Origin of the sequence: Polynucleobacter sp. MWH-UH19D (genome assembly GCF_040409795.1) — a bacterium.
Taxonomy (GTDB): domain Bacteria; phylum Pseudomonadota; class Gammaproteobacteria; order Burkholderiales; family Burkholderiaceae; genus Polynucleobacter.
The window spans coordinates 1,609,960-1,624,429 of sequence record NZ_CP099571.1 but is presented as its reverse complement, the minus strand read 5'-3'; the positions used below and the strand labels follow the sequence as shown (position 1 = coordinate 1,624,429).

Sequence of the window (14,470 nt, the reverse complement as noted above, 5' to 3'; positions counted from 1 at the left end):
CAATTAACCGCGGCCAGTACTTCCAAAGCCCCCTGCGCCCCGACTGCTTTCAGTAAATTCTTCAACGACTTTGAGTTCAACCTGTTGCACTGGCATAACCACAAGTTGGGCAAGTCGCTCCATGGGTTCGAGCTTGAATGGGGTGGAGCCACGATTCCACGTGCTCACCATAAGCTGACCTTGATAGTCGGAGTCGATTAGACCAACTAAATTACCCAGCACAATCCCATGCTTATGACCAAGGCCTGAGCGTGGGAGAATAAATGCTGCATAACGTGGATCCTCAACATAAATTGCTAGCCCCGTTGGAATTAATACTGTTTGACCTGGGGTAATTTCAATCGTTTCATCAATACAGGCGCGTAAATCTAATCCAGCGCTACCGGGAGTGCCATAAGTTGGCAATTGATCGCGCATACGTTCATCAAGAATTTTGACTTGTAAAGATTGCATGAGGTTTCCTAAATTAAATTTTCTTGGCCACTAGCCCAATGAGTTGACGTGCAAGCTGCAGCTTTTCTGCTTTGGCAATTTTTTTACTGCCACCAGCATCTATGACAAGCAATTGATTTAAATCGCTGCCAAATGTATCGGGGCCAATATTGCCTACGATCATCGGAATGCCTTTGCGCTTACGTTTCTCATCAGCATGCTTCTCAAGATTCGTGGATTCAGCGGCAAAGCCGACGCAATAAGGATGAGGTTTACCGCCCTTGGTTTTTGCCGTTTTGGCAACATCCAACAGAATATCGGGGTTAGCTACAAATTCAATGTTGGGCACTTCTTTGCCATTACGTTTGATTTTTTCTTTGGCGGGTTTGGCAATGCCCCAGTCAGCAACGGCAGCTACTGCAAAAAAGATGTCGCAATCGCTAGCAGCAAGTGTGGCAGCGTGCATTTCTTTTGCGCTAACGACATTAGTGCGAGTAATCAAACCAGTTACTTCAAGTGGTGTTGGCAAATGGCAAGGACCCGCAATTAAATGTACTTGGGCGCCAGCCTCTAATGCAGCCCTAGCAATTGCAAAACCCATTTTTCCAGAGCTGTGATTGGTGATGCCGCGAACTGGATCAATTGCCTCGAATGTTGGTCCAGCGGTAATCAATACTTTTTTGCCCAGCAAAGTTTTTTTCTGGAAGAATGCAATAACCTGCTCAGCTATCTCTGAAGGCTCTAGCATGCGACCCATACCCACTTCACCACAAGCCTGAAATCCGCTTGCTGGGCCAAGTAGTGTTACGCCGTCTTTGCTTAATCGCTCCACGCTTCTTTGGGTAGCTGCGTGCTCCCACATTTGCTTATTCATGGCAGGGGCTATCAGGAGGGGGCAGTCTCTAGCGAGGCAAAGAGTGCTTAATAAATCATCTGCCAATCCCAGAGATAGCTTTGCCATCAGATCGGCACTACCTGGGACAATCACAATAGCATCGGCTGCGCGAGACAGCTCAATATGCGCCATGTTATTGCTGATGCTGTTATCCCACTGGCTGGTGTAAACCGGGTTGCCGGTTAGGGCTTGCATCGTCACTGGTGTTACAAACTGCTGGGCGGCATCCGTCATGATGACTTGCACAGATGCGCCTTCTTGCATCAGTAAGCGAGCAAGTTCGGGTGTCTTGTAGGCAGCAATACCACCAGAGATGCCGAGAACGATTTTTTTGTTTAAAAGGGATTGCATGGCGCCAGCTTACTGGGATTGAGGAGATTTGCCAAATGACTTGCGCACTTCGCTAGCAATCATCAAGGCAGCGCCGATACAAATTGCGCTATCGGCTAGATTAAAGGCTGGCCAATGCCAGTTGGCATAGTACAGATCAATAAAGTCAACAACAGCGCCATACATCAGGCGATCTAGAATATTGCCGGCAGCTCCTCCTAGAATGAGGCTTAGTGCGATGCAAAGCGCTCGCTCTTCTTGATGTTTGCGCAACATATAGACGATATAAATACAGGCAAGCAAGCCAAGAGCAGTAAAAAACCAACGTTGCCAACCAGAGCTTTGCGCTAAAAATGAAAACGCAGCGCCAGGGTTAAAAAGTAGTAGCCAATTAAAAAAAGGCATAACTGGTACTGGGATTCCTTGCTGTAATTGACTTAAGGCAAGCCATTTACTTGCTTGGTCTAAAAGCAGCGTGATGGTGGCAATGACCAAGCAAGTTAAAAATGAAATCTTTTTATGGTTCATTGATCAATTGCTTCAAGCGAAAAGGCGATGATCACCGCTACCAAAAAGATTGCTTATGCAGCGGCCGCAGAGGTCAGGGTGATCTGGGTTGTCCCCAACATCGTTTGTGTGATGCCAGCACCGAGCACATTTTTTATATTGACTGCCTCGAACTAGCACTTCTAGGCCATTATTACTGAGTTGAATGTTAGCGCTTGAAGTGATGGTGACAAAACGCAAGTCATTTTCTAGTGAATGCAAGATGGCAAAGTCAACGTCACCAAGCTTAATCGTGAGTTCGGCCTGAAGCGAGGAGCCTACATTGCCTGCTTCACGCTCAACCTCAATCGCTTTAGTCACTTCTGAGCGAATCTCACGAATACGACTCCATTTACCAAGCAACTCTTCTGAGTTGGCTATATCAGGAAAAGCGGTAAATTCTTCCATGAAGATGGATTCAGATAGTTTCTTGCTAGGATCTTTGGGGAGATCTTGCCAGGCTTCTTCTGCAGTGAACGAAAGAAACGGAGAGAGCCACTTTAAGAGATTGCGAGTGATGTGGAACAGCGCATTTTGCGCGGCTCTACGGTCTGCTGAATCAGGTGCACTAGTGTAGAGGCGATCTTTCAGAATATCTAAATAAAAACCACCCAAATCTTCCGAGCAAAAGGTGAGCATGCGCGCGACTGCAGGATGGAATTCATAAGCTTTGTAATGTGCCTCAATATCACCCTGTAATTGGTTAGCTAGTGCGACAGCATAGCGATCAATTTCTAGCCATTGATCAGTAGGCATCGCGTGCTTAGCGGGATCAAAATCAGAGAGATTGGCAAGTAAGAAGCGCAAAGTATTGCGAATACGGCGATAGCTTTCAGTAACGCGTTTCAGAATTTCATCGGAGATTGTCATTTCACCCGAGTAATCTGTGGAAGCAACCCATAAACGAATAATTTCTGCGCCGAGTTTGTCTGCCACTTGCTGTGGCGCAATGACGTTGCCCACGGATTTACTCATTTTGCGACCCTGACCATCCACTGTGAAACCGTGGGTTAAGAGCGCCTTGTATGGCGGTTTGCCATCGAGCATCGCGCCAGTGAGTAATGATGAGTGGAACCAACCACGATGCTGGTCAGAGCCTTCAAGATAGAGATCAGCAAGGCGCCCAGCAGGGGTTTCTGCTTCTGATGTGAGTAGTTCATCGCGATGTGATCCACGAATCACATGCCAGTGTGTTGTGCCTGAATCAAACCACACATCTAATGTGTCGCGATTCTTCTCATATTGGGTAGCCTCATCACCGAGTAGTTCAGAAACCTCAAGTTTTTGCCAAGCTTCGATACCACCTTTTTCTACTCGCTTTGCAATCTCTTCGAGTAACTCGACAGTGCGTGGATGTGGATCCCCAGTTTCTTTATGAACAAAGAAAGCCATGGGTACACCCCATTGACGCTGACGTGAGAGCGTCCAATCTGGGCGATTGGCGATCATGCTGTGCAAGCGTTGTTTGCCCCAAGCTGGGAAGAAGTCTGTGTTGTCGATACCGGCTAAAGCGGTTTCACGCAAACTAGATTTACCATCGGATGGCTTTTTATCCATGCTGGCAAACCACTGTGAGGTTGCACGATAAATGATCGGTGACTTATGACGCCAGCAATGCATATACGAGTGGGTATAAGTCTTATCACGCAATAAGCTACCCGCTTCACGCATTGCCTCTACGATTTTTGGATTTGCTTTCCAGATATATTCATTTGCAAAAAGTGGTAGCCAAGATGCATATACGCCATTTCCCATGACAGGGTTCAAAATGTCTTTATCCACTAGCCCATTAGCTTTGCAAGACTTAAAGTCCTCTTCGCCATATGCGGGCGCGGAGTGAACAATACCTGTGCCGGTATCAAGCGTGACATAGTCGGCCACATAAATTGGAGAAAGGCGTTTATAGCCTTCGTGCAAAGAAGCAAGGGGATGCCAGAAAGAAATGTTTGCGAGCTTCTCACCAAGGCAAGTAGCAATTACTTTGCCTTCGAGACCATATTCTTGCAAGCAGGTTTCAACACGATCTTTTGCAAGAATTAATAACTTGTCACCTACATCAACCAGTGCATAAGTTAACTCGGGGTGCACGTTCATGGCCTGGTTTGCGGGAATAGTCCATGGTGTTGTTGTCCAGATCACAATCTGACCGGGCTTATTGGGTAGTTCGGATAAGCCAAATGCTTTGGCAAGTTGCGGACGCTGCGCATCATCAAATGCGAAACCTACATCAACTGTTGGATCCGTTTTATCTTGGTATTCCACCTCAGCTTCGGCAAGTGCAGAGCCGCAATCAAAGCACCAGTTCACTGGTTTTAATCCACGGAACACGTAACCTTTTTCCCAGATCTTGCCAAGCGCACGAATTTCATCGGCTTCGTTGCGGTAGTTCATGGTGAGATAGGGGTTATTCCAATCACCCAATACCCCTAAGCGTTCGAAATCCTTCTTTTGCTTATCCACTTGCACTTGAGCATAAGCGCGGGCTTTGGCCTGAACCTCTGCAGTAGGTAGATTCTTGCCAAACTGCTTTTCAATTTGAATCTCGATTGGCATACCATGACAATCCCAACCAGGCACATAAGCAGAATCAAATCCCATTAACCAGCGGGATTTCACAATCATGTCTTTCAGAATCTTATTCACCGCATGACCAATATGAATATCGCCATTCGCATAAGGAGGGCCATCATGCAAGATGAATTTCGGTTGACCTGCGTGCGCCGCACGAATCTTTTCGTAGAGCTTATTTTTTTGCCATTGCGCAACCCATTGTGGTTCGCGTTTGGCTAGATCGCCTCGCATAGGAAATGCGGTATCGAGCAAATTGACTGGATAGTTATTTTCTTTTTCAGACATAAGATTTTTTCTGGAAATAATTTCTGGCTTGCTTTGCATCTTGTGCAATCGCATGTGTGAGTGTGTCGAGGTCGTCATACTTCTCCTCGTCACGAATTTTTTCTAAGAGTTCAACGGTAATAATTTTTCCGTAAACATCTTGCTGGTAATCAAAGATATGCGTCTCAAGTAATACGCGACCTTTATCTTCTACGGTAGGCCGTACACCTAAGCTGGCTACACCTGGTAGCGGTTTATCACCAAGCCCTAGAACCTGTGCAGTGAATATGCCAGTGGTGGCTGGCTTGCGATGGTGCAGGTGATTTGCTACAGCTAAATTTAAAGTGGGGAATCCCAATTGACGACCAAGTTGTTGCCCATGAATGACATGACCAGAAATTCCATAAGGACGACCTAATAATTTTTCTGCTTCCTTCATATCGCCATTCGCAAGTGCGGTGCGCAATGCTGAACTAGAAATACGTTCACCATCTTCCAAGATGGTTTGGATACTGGAGACCTCAAAGCCATATTTTTCGCCCGCTGCTTTGAGGCTTGCAAAATTTCCAGCACGTTTGGCTCCGTAGCAAAAGTCATCGCCAATCAAGATCCATTTGGTATTGAGTCTTTTAACAATAATTTCTGATACAAATTCTTCGGGAGATAAGCGAGCAAATGCGGAGTTGAAGTGCTCTACAACTACTCGGTCTATTCCAAGCTTTGCAAGTGCAGCCAATTTGTCGCGCAGATTCAGAATTCGGGGTGGGGCCTGCTCGGGTGAGAAAAATTCTTTTGGGTGGGGCTCAAAGGTCAGCACGCAGCTAACTAGGCCCCTTTCGCGGGCGCCGGCAACCAACTCTTTGAGCAGGGCGCGATGACCCCTGTGCACGCCATCGAAATTACCGATGGTTAGGGCACAAGCAGGTCCTGCGGAAAACGGGGTCGAGCCACGGAATACGTTCACAAAATCGCCTTCAGGGTAGCCATCAATTATATTGTGGGCATGCTTTCTATCGTTACCTTAATCTCAGGCCGCGGATCCAATTTCGAGGCGATCGTTAAAACCGCCCAAAAAGAGCAATGGCCAGTCAAATTTGCGGGGGTCATAGCGAATCACTCTGCGGCTAAGGGCCTTGATTTTGCTCGCTCGCAGGGTATTCCGGCATTTGCAATTGAGCACAAGGAGCATGCAACTCGGGACTCCTTCGATGCTGCTCTCATTCAGAAGATTGACGAGTTGGGGGCTGATTTAGTGGTCTTGGCAGGTTTTATGCGGATTTTGACCCCTAGCTTTATTCGCCATTTTGAGGGGCGTCTGATAAATATTCACCCCGCTCTTTTGCCAGCTTTCCCTGGTTTACACACTCACGAGAGGGCGCTTGAAGCCGGGGTAAAAGAACATGGGGCCACTGTGCATTTTGTAACTGAGGGCGTGGATGAGGGGCCAATCATTTGTCAGGCTTCAGTGCCGGTGCTCGAGGGTGATGATGCCGACACACTCGCCGCTCGAGTTTTAAAGGCAGAACATCAGATTTATCCACGAGCCGTAAAATGGTTCCTCGACGGACGATTGCGCATTGAAGGTAATCAAGTGAAGTTACAACCCCCAGAATCGCAATCTTTTAAATTATGAGCGCAGAACGTTCCAAACCAAAATTGAATAAGCGCTTAGGCTCGCAAAAAAGTTACGCCGCCAAATCAAAAGATCCATTACGTCGCTCTGAGCGACGCAATGCAAGCGGTAATCTGATTGCGCCAGAGGGGCAAAAAAACTTTTCACATGCAAAAGCTTTGCCTCAGCATGCGATTCATTTGGAGCGCTTGCTTCCGGAGTTGCTGCAATTTGATCAACCAGCCGATCGAATTGTTAGTCGCTACTTTCGTTCTGAACCAAAGCTTGGCAATCGTGATCGCGCATTGATTGCAGAGAGCGCGTTTGCTATTTTGCGTCGTAAAAATGAGTTCTCCCAATTTGCCTCAAGCGGCGAAGGTTCGCAGGCTAGACGCTTAGCCCTATTGGGTTTGCTGTCCGCCTTATCTGAGGGTGGACTTGGCACTGGCAATCGTGCCGAGAGTGCAATTGCAGACTTGGCACACGTTCTAAAGCCTGGTGAGTATGAGTGGTTACAACGAATTTCAACAGTAGATGCAAGCGCTCTTAATCCTCTGGTGCGCAATAATTTGCCAGAGTGGTTGTGGGATGCGTTCGGAAAATATCCAGGTGAGCAAGCACGCGAAGAGTTGGCTAAATCATTAATGCAACCCGCTTCTTTGGATTTACGTGCGAATACGATAAAGACTAATCGCGAAGAGTTGCTTGCACAGATGAATGCATTAGGTGGGCGCTATCAAGCAAGCCCAACTCCTTTTGCGCCAGATGGTGTTCGCATTATGGGTAAACCTGCCTTGCAAAATACAGCTGGTTTTAAAGCGGGCATGTTTGAAGTGCAGGATGAAGGCAGTCAACTCCTGGCGTACTTGTTGGCCCCAAAACGCGGTGAGATGATTGTTGATTTTTGTGCAGGCGCTGGCGGAAAGACTTTAGCAATTGGCGCATTAATGCGATCAACAGGTCGCTTATATGCCTTTGATACCTCCGAGCGTCGCTTGGCTAACCTGAAACCTCGACAAGCTCGCAGCGGTCTTTCTAATGTCCACCCCGTGTGGATTGATTCTGAGAATGATGCCAAGATCAAGCGCCTAGCCGGCAAGATTGATCGCGTCCTCGTTGATGCCCCTTGTAGCGGTATGGGGACCTTACGCCGCAATCCTGACCTCAAATGGCGCCAAACCCCCGAGGGCGTTGCGGAGCTCAATCAAAAGCAAATCAGCATTCTGAATTCAGCGGCTCGCCTCTTAAAGCCAGGCGGTCGTTTGGTTTATGCCACTTGCAGCCTATTACCTCGGGAAAATCAAGGGGTTGCAGAAGATTTCCTGAAAAATCACCCCGAGTTTGAGGTAGTTCCAGCAGCGGAAGTTCTTAAGCCATTGTTTCCAAAGGAAAAGTTACCATTAGGCTGCTCGGCAGATCATCCTTGGTGGCAGTTGTGGCCTCATATACATGGCACTGATGGGTTTTTTGGAGCTGTTTTTCAGAAAAAGAACCCAAAATCTGAAAATCCAGAAAATCACAAAAGCTAGAATTAGCGAAAGATAAGTCAAAAAACAGCTGAAAAGCATTAAAATGAGAGCTGATACTTAAAGGACACACTTTGAATACAGTCTCAAGCTCTGCTTTCGATCAATTCCTTAATTGGCTTGCCAATGGATATTTAGATTGGTCTTGGTGGCAAATTACCCTGTTCACCCTGATTGCTACGCACATCACAATTGCTGCTGTAACGATTTTCTTGCACCGTTGCCAGGCACATCGTGCTCTTGATCTGCATCCGATCGTTTCTCACTTTTTCCGCCTTTGGCTATGGCTTACTACCGGAATGGTAACCAAGGAGTGGGCCTCCATTCATCGTAAGCATCACGCTAAGTGCGAGACAGTTGAAGATCCTCATAGCCCACAAATTTTGGGAATTACTACGGTCTTGTCCCGCGGTGCTGAACTGTATAAGCAAGAAGCAAAAAACCAAGAGACCATGATCAAATTTGGTCATGGCACTCCAGATGATTGGCTTGAGCGCAATATCTATTCCAGGTTTACTTGGCAAGGCGTTGGCATCATGCTCATCATTGATGTGTTTTTATTTGGCGCAATTGGTTTAACAGTTTGGGCTGTTCAAATGTTGTGGATTCCGATTACTGCTGCTGGTGTTATTAACGGCATTGGCCACTATTGGGGCTATCGCAATTTTGACTGTGAAGATGCCTCAACCAATATTTTCCCTTGGGGTATTTTGATTGGTGGCGAAGAGTTGCACAATAACCATCACACCTTTGCTACTAGTGCGAAGCTCTCAAACAAATGGTATGAATTTGATATTGGTTGGTTGTACATACAGATGATGAGTGCAGTTGGTTTAGCTACTGTGAAAAAGACACCACCAAAACCCGTCTTAAGTGATTTGCGCCCTGCTGATCAAAATACGCTGGAAGCTATCATTGCTAATCGTTATGAAATCATGGCGCGTTACAGCAAGACTCTGCGTAACTTCTTTAGTAATGAAGTGCAGCATATGCAAGTGCTCGCAAGCCATTTAAGCGATGCTCGTACTTGGCTCGTGAAGGATGAATCACGCTTGAGCCAAGAGGAGAAAGCTAAGCTGGAAGAGTTGATGGCTAGCAATGCTCAGCTTCGTAAGATGATTGAGATGCGTCGTGATCTTCAGGCCATTTGGAGTCGTTCTTCAGCAACGCGTGAACAACTCCTGTCTCAGTTGCATGCATGGTGCCAACGCGCCGAAGATAGTGGCTTAACAAGCTTAAGAGAGTTCTCCTTAAGATTGCGTCGTTATGCATAAGCAATTTGAATGGATAATAAAAAACCCGCTGTGAGCGGGTTTTTTATTGACTGCAAGTAAGGATCAGTTTTAATGATCGGCTAATTACTTGAGTTTGGTTTCTTTGTAAGCAACGTGCTTGCGAATAGTGGGATCAAATTTCATGATCTCCATTTTCTCAGGCTTTGTACGCTTGTTTTTTGAAGTTGTGTAGAAGTGACCAGTACCAGCTGATGACTCTAATTTAATTTTTTCTCTGCCGCCTTTAGCCATTTGTGCGCTCCTTAAATTTCGCCACGTGCACGGAGATCAGACAAAACAGCATCAATGCCATTTTTGTCGATAACGCGCAAACCAGCATTGGTTAAGCGCAAGCTAATCCAACGGTTTTCAGATTCAACCCAGAAACGGCGGTTTTGCAAATTCGGCAAAAAGCGACGCTTTGTTTTATTGTTTGCATGGGATACGTTGTTGCCAACCATCGGCTTTTTCCCAGTGACTTGGCAAACTTTTGCCATGACTAACTCCATTAATTGCGAAAAAGAAAGATTGTATCAGTCAAAGCCTGTTTTGGGCTAGTCCTATGTGGCTTTGGCGACAGGCCTACAAGGCCAAAATTTCGTGAAATTGCCAATAAAGTGCTGGTATCTTATAAATAAGTTAGCACTTACTATCAATTTTATTAAATATCCATAAGACCTGATTCTGAGAAGGAGAAAAATCCGCCATTACTCACAATGCAGTGGTCAAGGAGGGGGATATCAACGAGCTGCAAGGCTTTAATGAGGGTTTGGGTCAAATCTTGGTCTGCTTTGCTGGGTAAGGGGTTGCCACTTGGGTGATTGTGGGCAACGATCAGGGCGCTGGCGTTGCGGGACAGGGCCTCTTTAAGAATTTCTCGGGGATAAACGGCGGTATGGGTAATAGATCCCCGAAATAGCTCCTGGCACTCTAGGAGGTGCAGACCAGAGTCAAGATACAAACAAAGAAAAACCTCATGAGGAAGACCCCCAATTTTGGCTTGTAAAAACTCTTTGACGCGCCCAGGGGAGGAGAAGATGGACTGCTGGGCTAAGCCATCCTCTAAGCTGCGTTTGATCAGTTCGTATGCGGCTTGAATTTGACTCCATTTTGAAAGCCCAATGCCATGAATGCGGGTAAATTCAGCAGGACTACTGGCAAGTAGGCGGGGCAGGCTGCCAAAGTGATGCAAAAGGTCATTCGCTAAAGTGACGGCATTTTTGCCCTTGACGCCAACACGCAAGAATATGGCAAGCAATTCTGCATCGGTGAGGCATTTGGCGCCATATAGGCGGAGCTTTTCTCGGGGTTGTTCATTTTTAGGCCATTGGGGTATTGAAGAGTGCATGCCAGGTGCAGGGCTAGATACAATCACCTTATGACTAAGCTTACTGTTTTGCCCAACTCCTATTTGACCCTGAACTATCGGCTGACCTTGCCCAACGGGGAGGATTACATCAATACGTTTGTTGATCGACCTGCGACGGTTTTGATGGGTTCTGGACAATTTGCGCCTTGCTTTGAAAAGGTGTTGTTGGGACTGGGTGTTGGCGATAAAAAGAGTGCTTTGCTTTCACCAGAAGAGAGTTTTGGTGAGCGCAAAAAAGATTTGGTGCAGTGGGTTTCGTTGAAAGCCCTTAAAGAGGGTCGCGATGATGACATGGAATTTAATCCAGGTGATGTCATCGAATTTAATGCTCCTGGTGGAGCCCAATATGCAGGTGTATTGCAATCGATTGATGATGAAGGTGCGTGGTTTGATTTCAACCACCCATTGGCTGGCCATGAAGTTACTTTTGAAGCGCAGATAGTCGCTATTCTCTAAAATAATATGAGTGGATCTGATCACGCAGAAATTTTGATGGCGCAACCCCGCGGTTTTTGCGCAGGGGTGGATCGTGCAATCAATATTGTGAATGAGGCGCTGGTGCGTTTTGGTGCGCCAATATATGTGCGCCACGAAATTGTTCACAATGTCTATGTTGTGAATGAATTGCGCGAGAAGGGTGCAGTGTTTGTAGACGAGTTGCACGAAGTTCCCAGAGGCGGGATTGTGGTGTTTAGTGCTCATGGCGTATCTCAAGAAGTGCGCAAAGATGCTGAGCAGCGTGGCTTGCAAGTGTATGACGCAACTTGCCCACTGGTGACAAAGGTGCATCTGGAGGTCGTCAAGATGTGCAAAGAAGGTTATACCGTTTTGATGATTGGTCACGCAGGCCATCCCGAAGTAGAGGGCACTATGGGCCAGGTGAAAGAGGGTGTTTTCTTAATCGAAAATATCGGTGATGTGGATAAGCTCCCCTTTTCGAGTGATGAAAAAATCGCTTTTGTGACGCAAACAACATTGTCAGTTGATGAGACTAAAGAAATTGTTGAAGCGCTCACAAAAAAATTTCCCAGTATTGTTCAGCCTCGCAAACAAGATATTTGTTATGCCACTCAGAATCGTCAAGATGCAGTCAAGTTCATGGCGCCGCAAGTTGAGCTTGTTATTGTGGTGGGTAGTGCGACAAGCTCGAACTCTAATCGCTTGCGTGAACTGTCGGAAAAATTGGGCGTACCATCCTACATGGTGGATGCGCCAGAGCAGTTAAAGCCTGAATGGTTTGCGGGCAAAAAGCGCGTTGGCTTAACGGCGGGTGCATCTGCTCCCGAAAGTCTTGCTCAAGCCATTGTGGCGCGTATTCAAGAATTTGGGCCGCGTAGTGTTCGTGCCCTAGCCGGTGTTGTTGAAGATGTAACTTTTTCTTTACCCAAAAATTTAGTTGATTGAAGTTTGATTCATAACAGAGGAGCTGTAGATGATGAATTCCAATGTATCAAAAATGAATTTTATGAAAAGCGCCATTGCTTTATCGGTAACGGCGTTAATTTTGACGGCGTGCGGCAAAGGTGACGATAAAGCTGCCGCCGTTTCAGCTGATGGTATTGAGGTCAAGATTGGCCACGTAGCTCCATTAACTGGACCCATCGCCCATTTAGGTAAAGATAATGAAAATGGCGCACGTTTAGCTCTCGAAGAAATTAATAAGGCAGGCTTAACGATTGATGGCAAAAAGGTAGTCTTGACCTTAGTGCCTGAAGATGATGCGGAAGATCCAAAAACCGCTACTCAGGTTGCACAAAAATTAGTAGATGCAAAAGTAGTTGGTGTTGTAGGCCACTTAAACTCGGGCACTAGTATTCCAGCATCAAAGATATACAGCGACGCGGGAATCACGCAGATTTCTCCATCCTCGACCAATCCTGATTACACCAATCAAGGCTTCAAGACGACTTATCGTCTCGTGGCAACAGATGCTCAGCAAGGCCCAGCTTTGGGTAATTACGTAGCAAATACCTTAAAAGCAAAAACAGTAGCCATCATTGATGACTCTACTCAATACGGAAAAGGTCTTGCCGATGAGTTTGAGAAGACTGTAAAGGCTGCGGGCGTAAAGGTAGTTACTCGCGAGGCAAGCAATAATAAGGCAACTGACTTTAAAGCGATTTTGACCAAGATTAAGGGCAGCAAGCCTGATGTCATTATGTATGGCGGTATGGATGCTACCGGTGGTCCTTTGGCCAAGCAGGCAACTGAGCTGGGTATCAAAGCGAAGATTGTTGGCGGTGATGGTATGTGCACCGAGAAGCTGATTGAGCTTGCGGGTGATGCAGTAGTGAATGTCACCTGCTCAGAAGCGGGTAAAGCGCTTTCTAAGATGGATCAGGGCGCTGACTTCCAGAAGCGTTACAAAGAGCGCTTTAATTCAGATGTACAAATTTATGCACCATTTACTTATGATGCAGTCTATGTGTTGGTTGACGCAATGAAGCGTGCCAATTCAACTGATCCAGCAAAAATTTTAGTGGCTATGCCTGACACTAAGATGAATGGCTTGGTTGGCAATATCGCTTTTGATAGTAAAGGTGATATGAAAGAAGGTGTGATCACTTTGTACGATTTCAAAGACAAAAAGAAAACGGTTCTTGACGTTATTAATATGTAAGAAGTCTTAAAAGAGCGCCGATATTCGGCGCTCTTTTTATCTAAATTTAGTAATGGATATTTTTCTTCAGCAAATCATCAATGGCTTGGTGCTCGGTAGTATTTACGCCTTGATTGCTTTGGGCTACACCATGGTCTATGGTGTACTGGGGATTATTAATTTCGCGCATGGTGAAGTATTGATGATTGGCGCGATGGTGTCTTTGTCATTGCTACGCTTGATATTAGGCTTTACAAGTGGATTACCGGGATGGCTAACCCTCTTGATTGTTTTGCCAGTCACGATGGCAGTCTGTGCAGGTTTGAGCTATTGGATTGAACGAATTGCCTATCGTCCTCTGCGAAATGCCCCCCGTTTAGCACCACTGATTTCGGCTATTGGTATGTCGATACTCTTGCAGACGATAGCCATGTTGATTTGGTCACGTAACCCCATGACTTATCCACAATTACTTCCATCAACCCCAATCGAGTTGGGTGGTACTGGAGCGACGATTACAGGCAAAGAGATTGTCATTATTTTTGTAGCATTGGCTGTCATGTGCGGGCTTCTGTTTCTGGTTGAGAAAACCAAACTGGGTAGAGCAATGCGCGCAACGGCTGAGCAGACGCAAATTGCTTCCTTAATGGGCGTCAATCCCAATCGTGTGATTTCCATCACCTTTATGTTGGGTGGTGCATTAGCAGGCTTGGCTGGTGTAATGATTGCCAGCAATTATGGCAATGTGCATTTTTATATGGGCTTTATTCCAGGCCTCAAAGCTTTTACTGCTGCTGTTTTGGGCGGCATTGGGAATTTACAGGGCGCCATGCTGGGTGGACTTTTATTGGGTTTGATTGAATCTTTAGGTGCCGGCTATATTGGTGAGCTAACTGGTGGAGTCTTTGGCTCAAATTACCAAGATATTTTTGCGTTCCTAGTATTGATTTTGGTGTTGGTACTTCGCCCCACTGGATTATTGGGTGAGAAAGTTTCTGATCGTGCTTAAGAAGCTTGCGCGTAATCATCTCAGTCGTAATGCTTATCTTGGC

Annotated in this window: 15 protein-coding genes; 7 read left to right on the top strand and 8 right to left on the bottom strand. The window is 46.3% G+C overall.

The window, feature by feature from the left end:
• Positions 1-3: 3 nt before the first annotated feature.
• The 5 genes from dut to NHB34_RS08245 are packed head-to-tail and all read right to left on the bottom strand — an operon-like array spanning position 4 to position 6,002.
• Complete coding sequence (gene dut / locus NHB34_RS08265; protein ID WP_353427166.1) at positions 4-453, bottom strand: dUTP diphosphatase; 450 nt, start codon at positions 451-453, stop codon at positions 4-6.
• A gap of 13 nt (positions 454-466) precedes the next feature.
• Positions 467-1,678: a bifunctional phosphopantothenoylcysteine decarboxylase/phosphopantothenate--cysteine ligase CoaBC gene (gene coaBC, locus NHB34_RS08260; protein WP_353427165.1), complete on the bottom strand. Its 1,212-nt coding sequence runs from the start codon at positions 1,676-1,678 to the stop codon at positions 467-469.
• A gap of 9 nt (positions 1,679-1,687) precedes the next feature.
• Positions 1,688-2,185, bottom strand: a complete 498-nt coding sequence (gene lspA, locus NHB34_RS08255) for a signal peptidase II (RefSeq protein ID WP_353427164.1) — start codon at positions 2,183-2,185, stop codon at positions 1,688-1,690.
• A 12-nt stretch (positions 2,186-2,197) separates the two neighbouring features.
• Positions 2,198-5,059, bottom strand: a complete 2,862-nt coding sequence (ileS, locus tag NHB34_RS08250) for an isoleucine--tRNA ligase (RefSeq protein ID WP_353427163.1) — start codon at positions 5,057-5,059, stop codon at positions 2,198-2,200.
• Positions 5,052-6,002, bottom strand: a complete 951-nt coding sequence (locus NHB34_RS08245; RefSeq protein WP_353427162.1) for a bifunctional riboflavin kinase/FAD synthetase — start codon at positions 6,000-6,002, stop codon at positions 5,052-5,054. Before NHB34_RS08245 ends, ileS begins: the two co-directional genes overlap by 8 nt.
• Before the next feature lie 39 nt (positions 6,003-6,041).
• Here NHB34_RS08245 and purN point away from each other — a divergent pair, with 39 nt between their 5' ends.
• From purN to NHB34_RS08230, 3 genes are all read left to right on the top strand, one after another.
• Positions 6,042-6,671, top strand: a complete 630-nt coding sequence (purN, locus tag NHB34_RS08240) for a phosphoribosylglycinamide formyltransferase (protein WP_353427161.1) — start codon at positions 6,042-6,044, stop codon at positions 6,669-6,671.
• Positions 6,668-8,179, top strand: a complete 1,512-nt coding sequence (locus tag NHB34_RS08235) for an RsmB/NOP family class I SAM-dependent RNA methyltransferase (RefSeq protein ID WP_353427160.1) — start codon at positions 6,668-6,670, stop codon at positions 8,177-8,179. Before purN ends, NHB34_RS08235 begins: the two co-directional genes overlap by 4 nt.
• 71 nt (positions 8,180-8,250) lie before the next feature.
• Complete coding sequence (locus NHB34_RS08230) at positions 8,251-9,450, top strand: acyl-CoA desaturase (RefSeq protein WP_353427159.1); 1,200 nt, start codon at positions 8,251-8,253, stop codon at positions 9,448-9,450.
• Between the two features lie 84 nt (positions 9,451-9,534).
• On the opposite strand, the gene rpmG is transcribed toward NHB34_RS08230, so the two are convergent.
• From rpmG to radC, 3 genes are all read right to left on the bottom strand, one after another.
• The gene (gene rpmG / locus NHB34_RS08225; protein WP_015421876.1) at positions 9,535-9,702 is read right to left on the bottom strand and encodes a 50S ribosomal protein L33; all 168 of its coding nucleotides are present in this window, start codon (positions 9,700-9,702) and stop codon (positions 9,535-9,537) included.
• Positions 9,703-9,713: 11 nt separating this feature from the next.
• Entirely contained in the window at positions 9,714-9,947 is a 234-nt protein-coding gene (rpmB, locus tag NHB34_RS08220; RefSeq protein WP_011903570.1) for a 50S ribosomal protein L28, read from the bottom strand.
• Between the two features lie 164 nt (positions 9,948-10,111).
• Positions 10,112-10,825, bottom strand: coding sequence for a DNA repair protein RadC (gene radC / locus NHB34_RS08215; RefSeq protein WP_353427158.1), 714 nt, complete (start codon positions 10,823-10,825; stop codon positions 10,112-10,114).
• A 3-nt stretch (positions 10,826-10,828) separates the two neighbouring features.
• On the opposite strand from radC, the gene NHB34_RS08210 reads away from it, so the two are divergent.
• From NHB34_RS08210 to NHB34_RS08195, 4 genes are read left to right on the top strand one after another with little or no spacing between them, the layout of a single operon-like run.
• On the top strand, positions 10,829-11,275 hold the full coding sequence (locus tag NHB34_RS08210) for an FKBP-type peptidyl-prolyl cis-trans isomerase (protein ID WP_353427157.1): 447 nt from the start codon (positions 10,829-10,831) through the stop codon (positions 11,273-11,275).
• Between the two features lie 6 nt (positions 11,276-11,281).
• Positions 11,282-12,223 carry a 4-hydroxy-3-methylbut-2-enyl diphosphate reductase gene (ispH, locus tag NHB34_RS08205; protein ID WP_353427156.1) on the top strand — a complete coding sequence of 314 codons (942 nt, stop codon included), beginning with the start codon at positions 11,282-11,284 and terminating at the stop codon, positions 12,221-12,223.
• Between the two features lie 31 nt (positions 12,224-12,254).
• On the top strand, positions 12,255-13,439 hold the full coding sequence (locus tag NHB34_RS08200; protein ID WP_353428585.1) for a branched-chain amino acid ABC transporter substrate-binding protein: 1,185 nt from the start codon (positions 12,255-12,257) through the stop codon (positions 13,437-13,439).
• A gap of 52 nt (positions 13,440-13,491) precedes the next feature.
• Positions 13,492-14,427, top strand: coding sequence for a branched-chain amino acid ABC transporter permease (locus NHB34_RS08195; protein ID WP_353427155.1), 936 nt, complete (start codon positions 13,492-13,494; stop codon positions 14,425-14,427).
• Positions 14,428-14,470 lie beyond the last annotated feature (43 nt).

Bases quoted from the DNA above. Each gene is read 5' to 3' on its own strand.
- rpmG (WP_015421876.1), bottom strand. From the start codon at position 9,702: ATGGCTAAAGGCGGCAGAGAAAAAATTAAATTAGAGTCATCAGCTGGT.
- NHB34_RS08210 (WP_353427157.1), top strand. From the start codon at position 10,829: ATGACTAAGCTTACTGTTTTGCCCAACTCCTATTTGACCCTGAACTAT.
- rpmB (WP_011903570.1), bottom strand. From the start codon at position 9,947: ATGGCAAAAGTTTGCCAAGTCACTGGGAAAAAGCCGATGGTTGGCAAC.
- coaBC (WP_353427165.1), bottom strand. From the start codon at position 1,678: ATGCAATCCCTTTTAAACAAAAAAATCGTTCTCGGCATCTCTGGTGGT.
- ileS (WP_353427163.1), bottom strand. From the start codon at position 5,059: ATGTCTGAAAAAGAAAATAACTATCCAGTCAATTTGCTCGATACCGCA.
- dut (WP_353427166.1), bottom strand. From the start codon at position 453: ATGCAATCTTTACAAGTCAAAATTCTTGATGAACGTATGCGCGATCAA.
- lspA (WP_353427164.1), bottom strand. From the start codon at position 2,185: ATGAACCATAAAAAGATTTCATTTTTAACTTGCTTGGTCATTGCCACC.
- NHB34_RS08195 (WP_353427155.1), top strand. From the start codon at position 13,492: ATGGATATTTTTCTTCAGCAAATCATCAATGGCTTGGTGCTCGGTAGT.
- purN (WP_353427161.1), top strand. From the start codon at position 6,042: ATGCTTTCTATCGTTACCTTAATCTCAGGCCGCGGATCCAATTTCGAG.
- ispH (WP_353427156.1), top strand. From the start codon at position 11,282: ATGAGTGGATCTGATCACGCAGAAATTTTGATGGCGCAACCCCGCGGT.
- NHB34_RS08235 (WP_353427160.1), top strand. From the start codon at position 6,668: ATGAGCGCAGAACGTTCCAAACCAAAATTGAATAAGCGCTTAGGCTCG.
- NHB34_RS08200 (WP_353428585.1), top strand. From the start codon at position 12,255: ATGAATTCCAATGTATCAAAAATGAATTTTATGAAAAGCGCCATTGCT.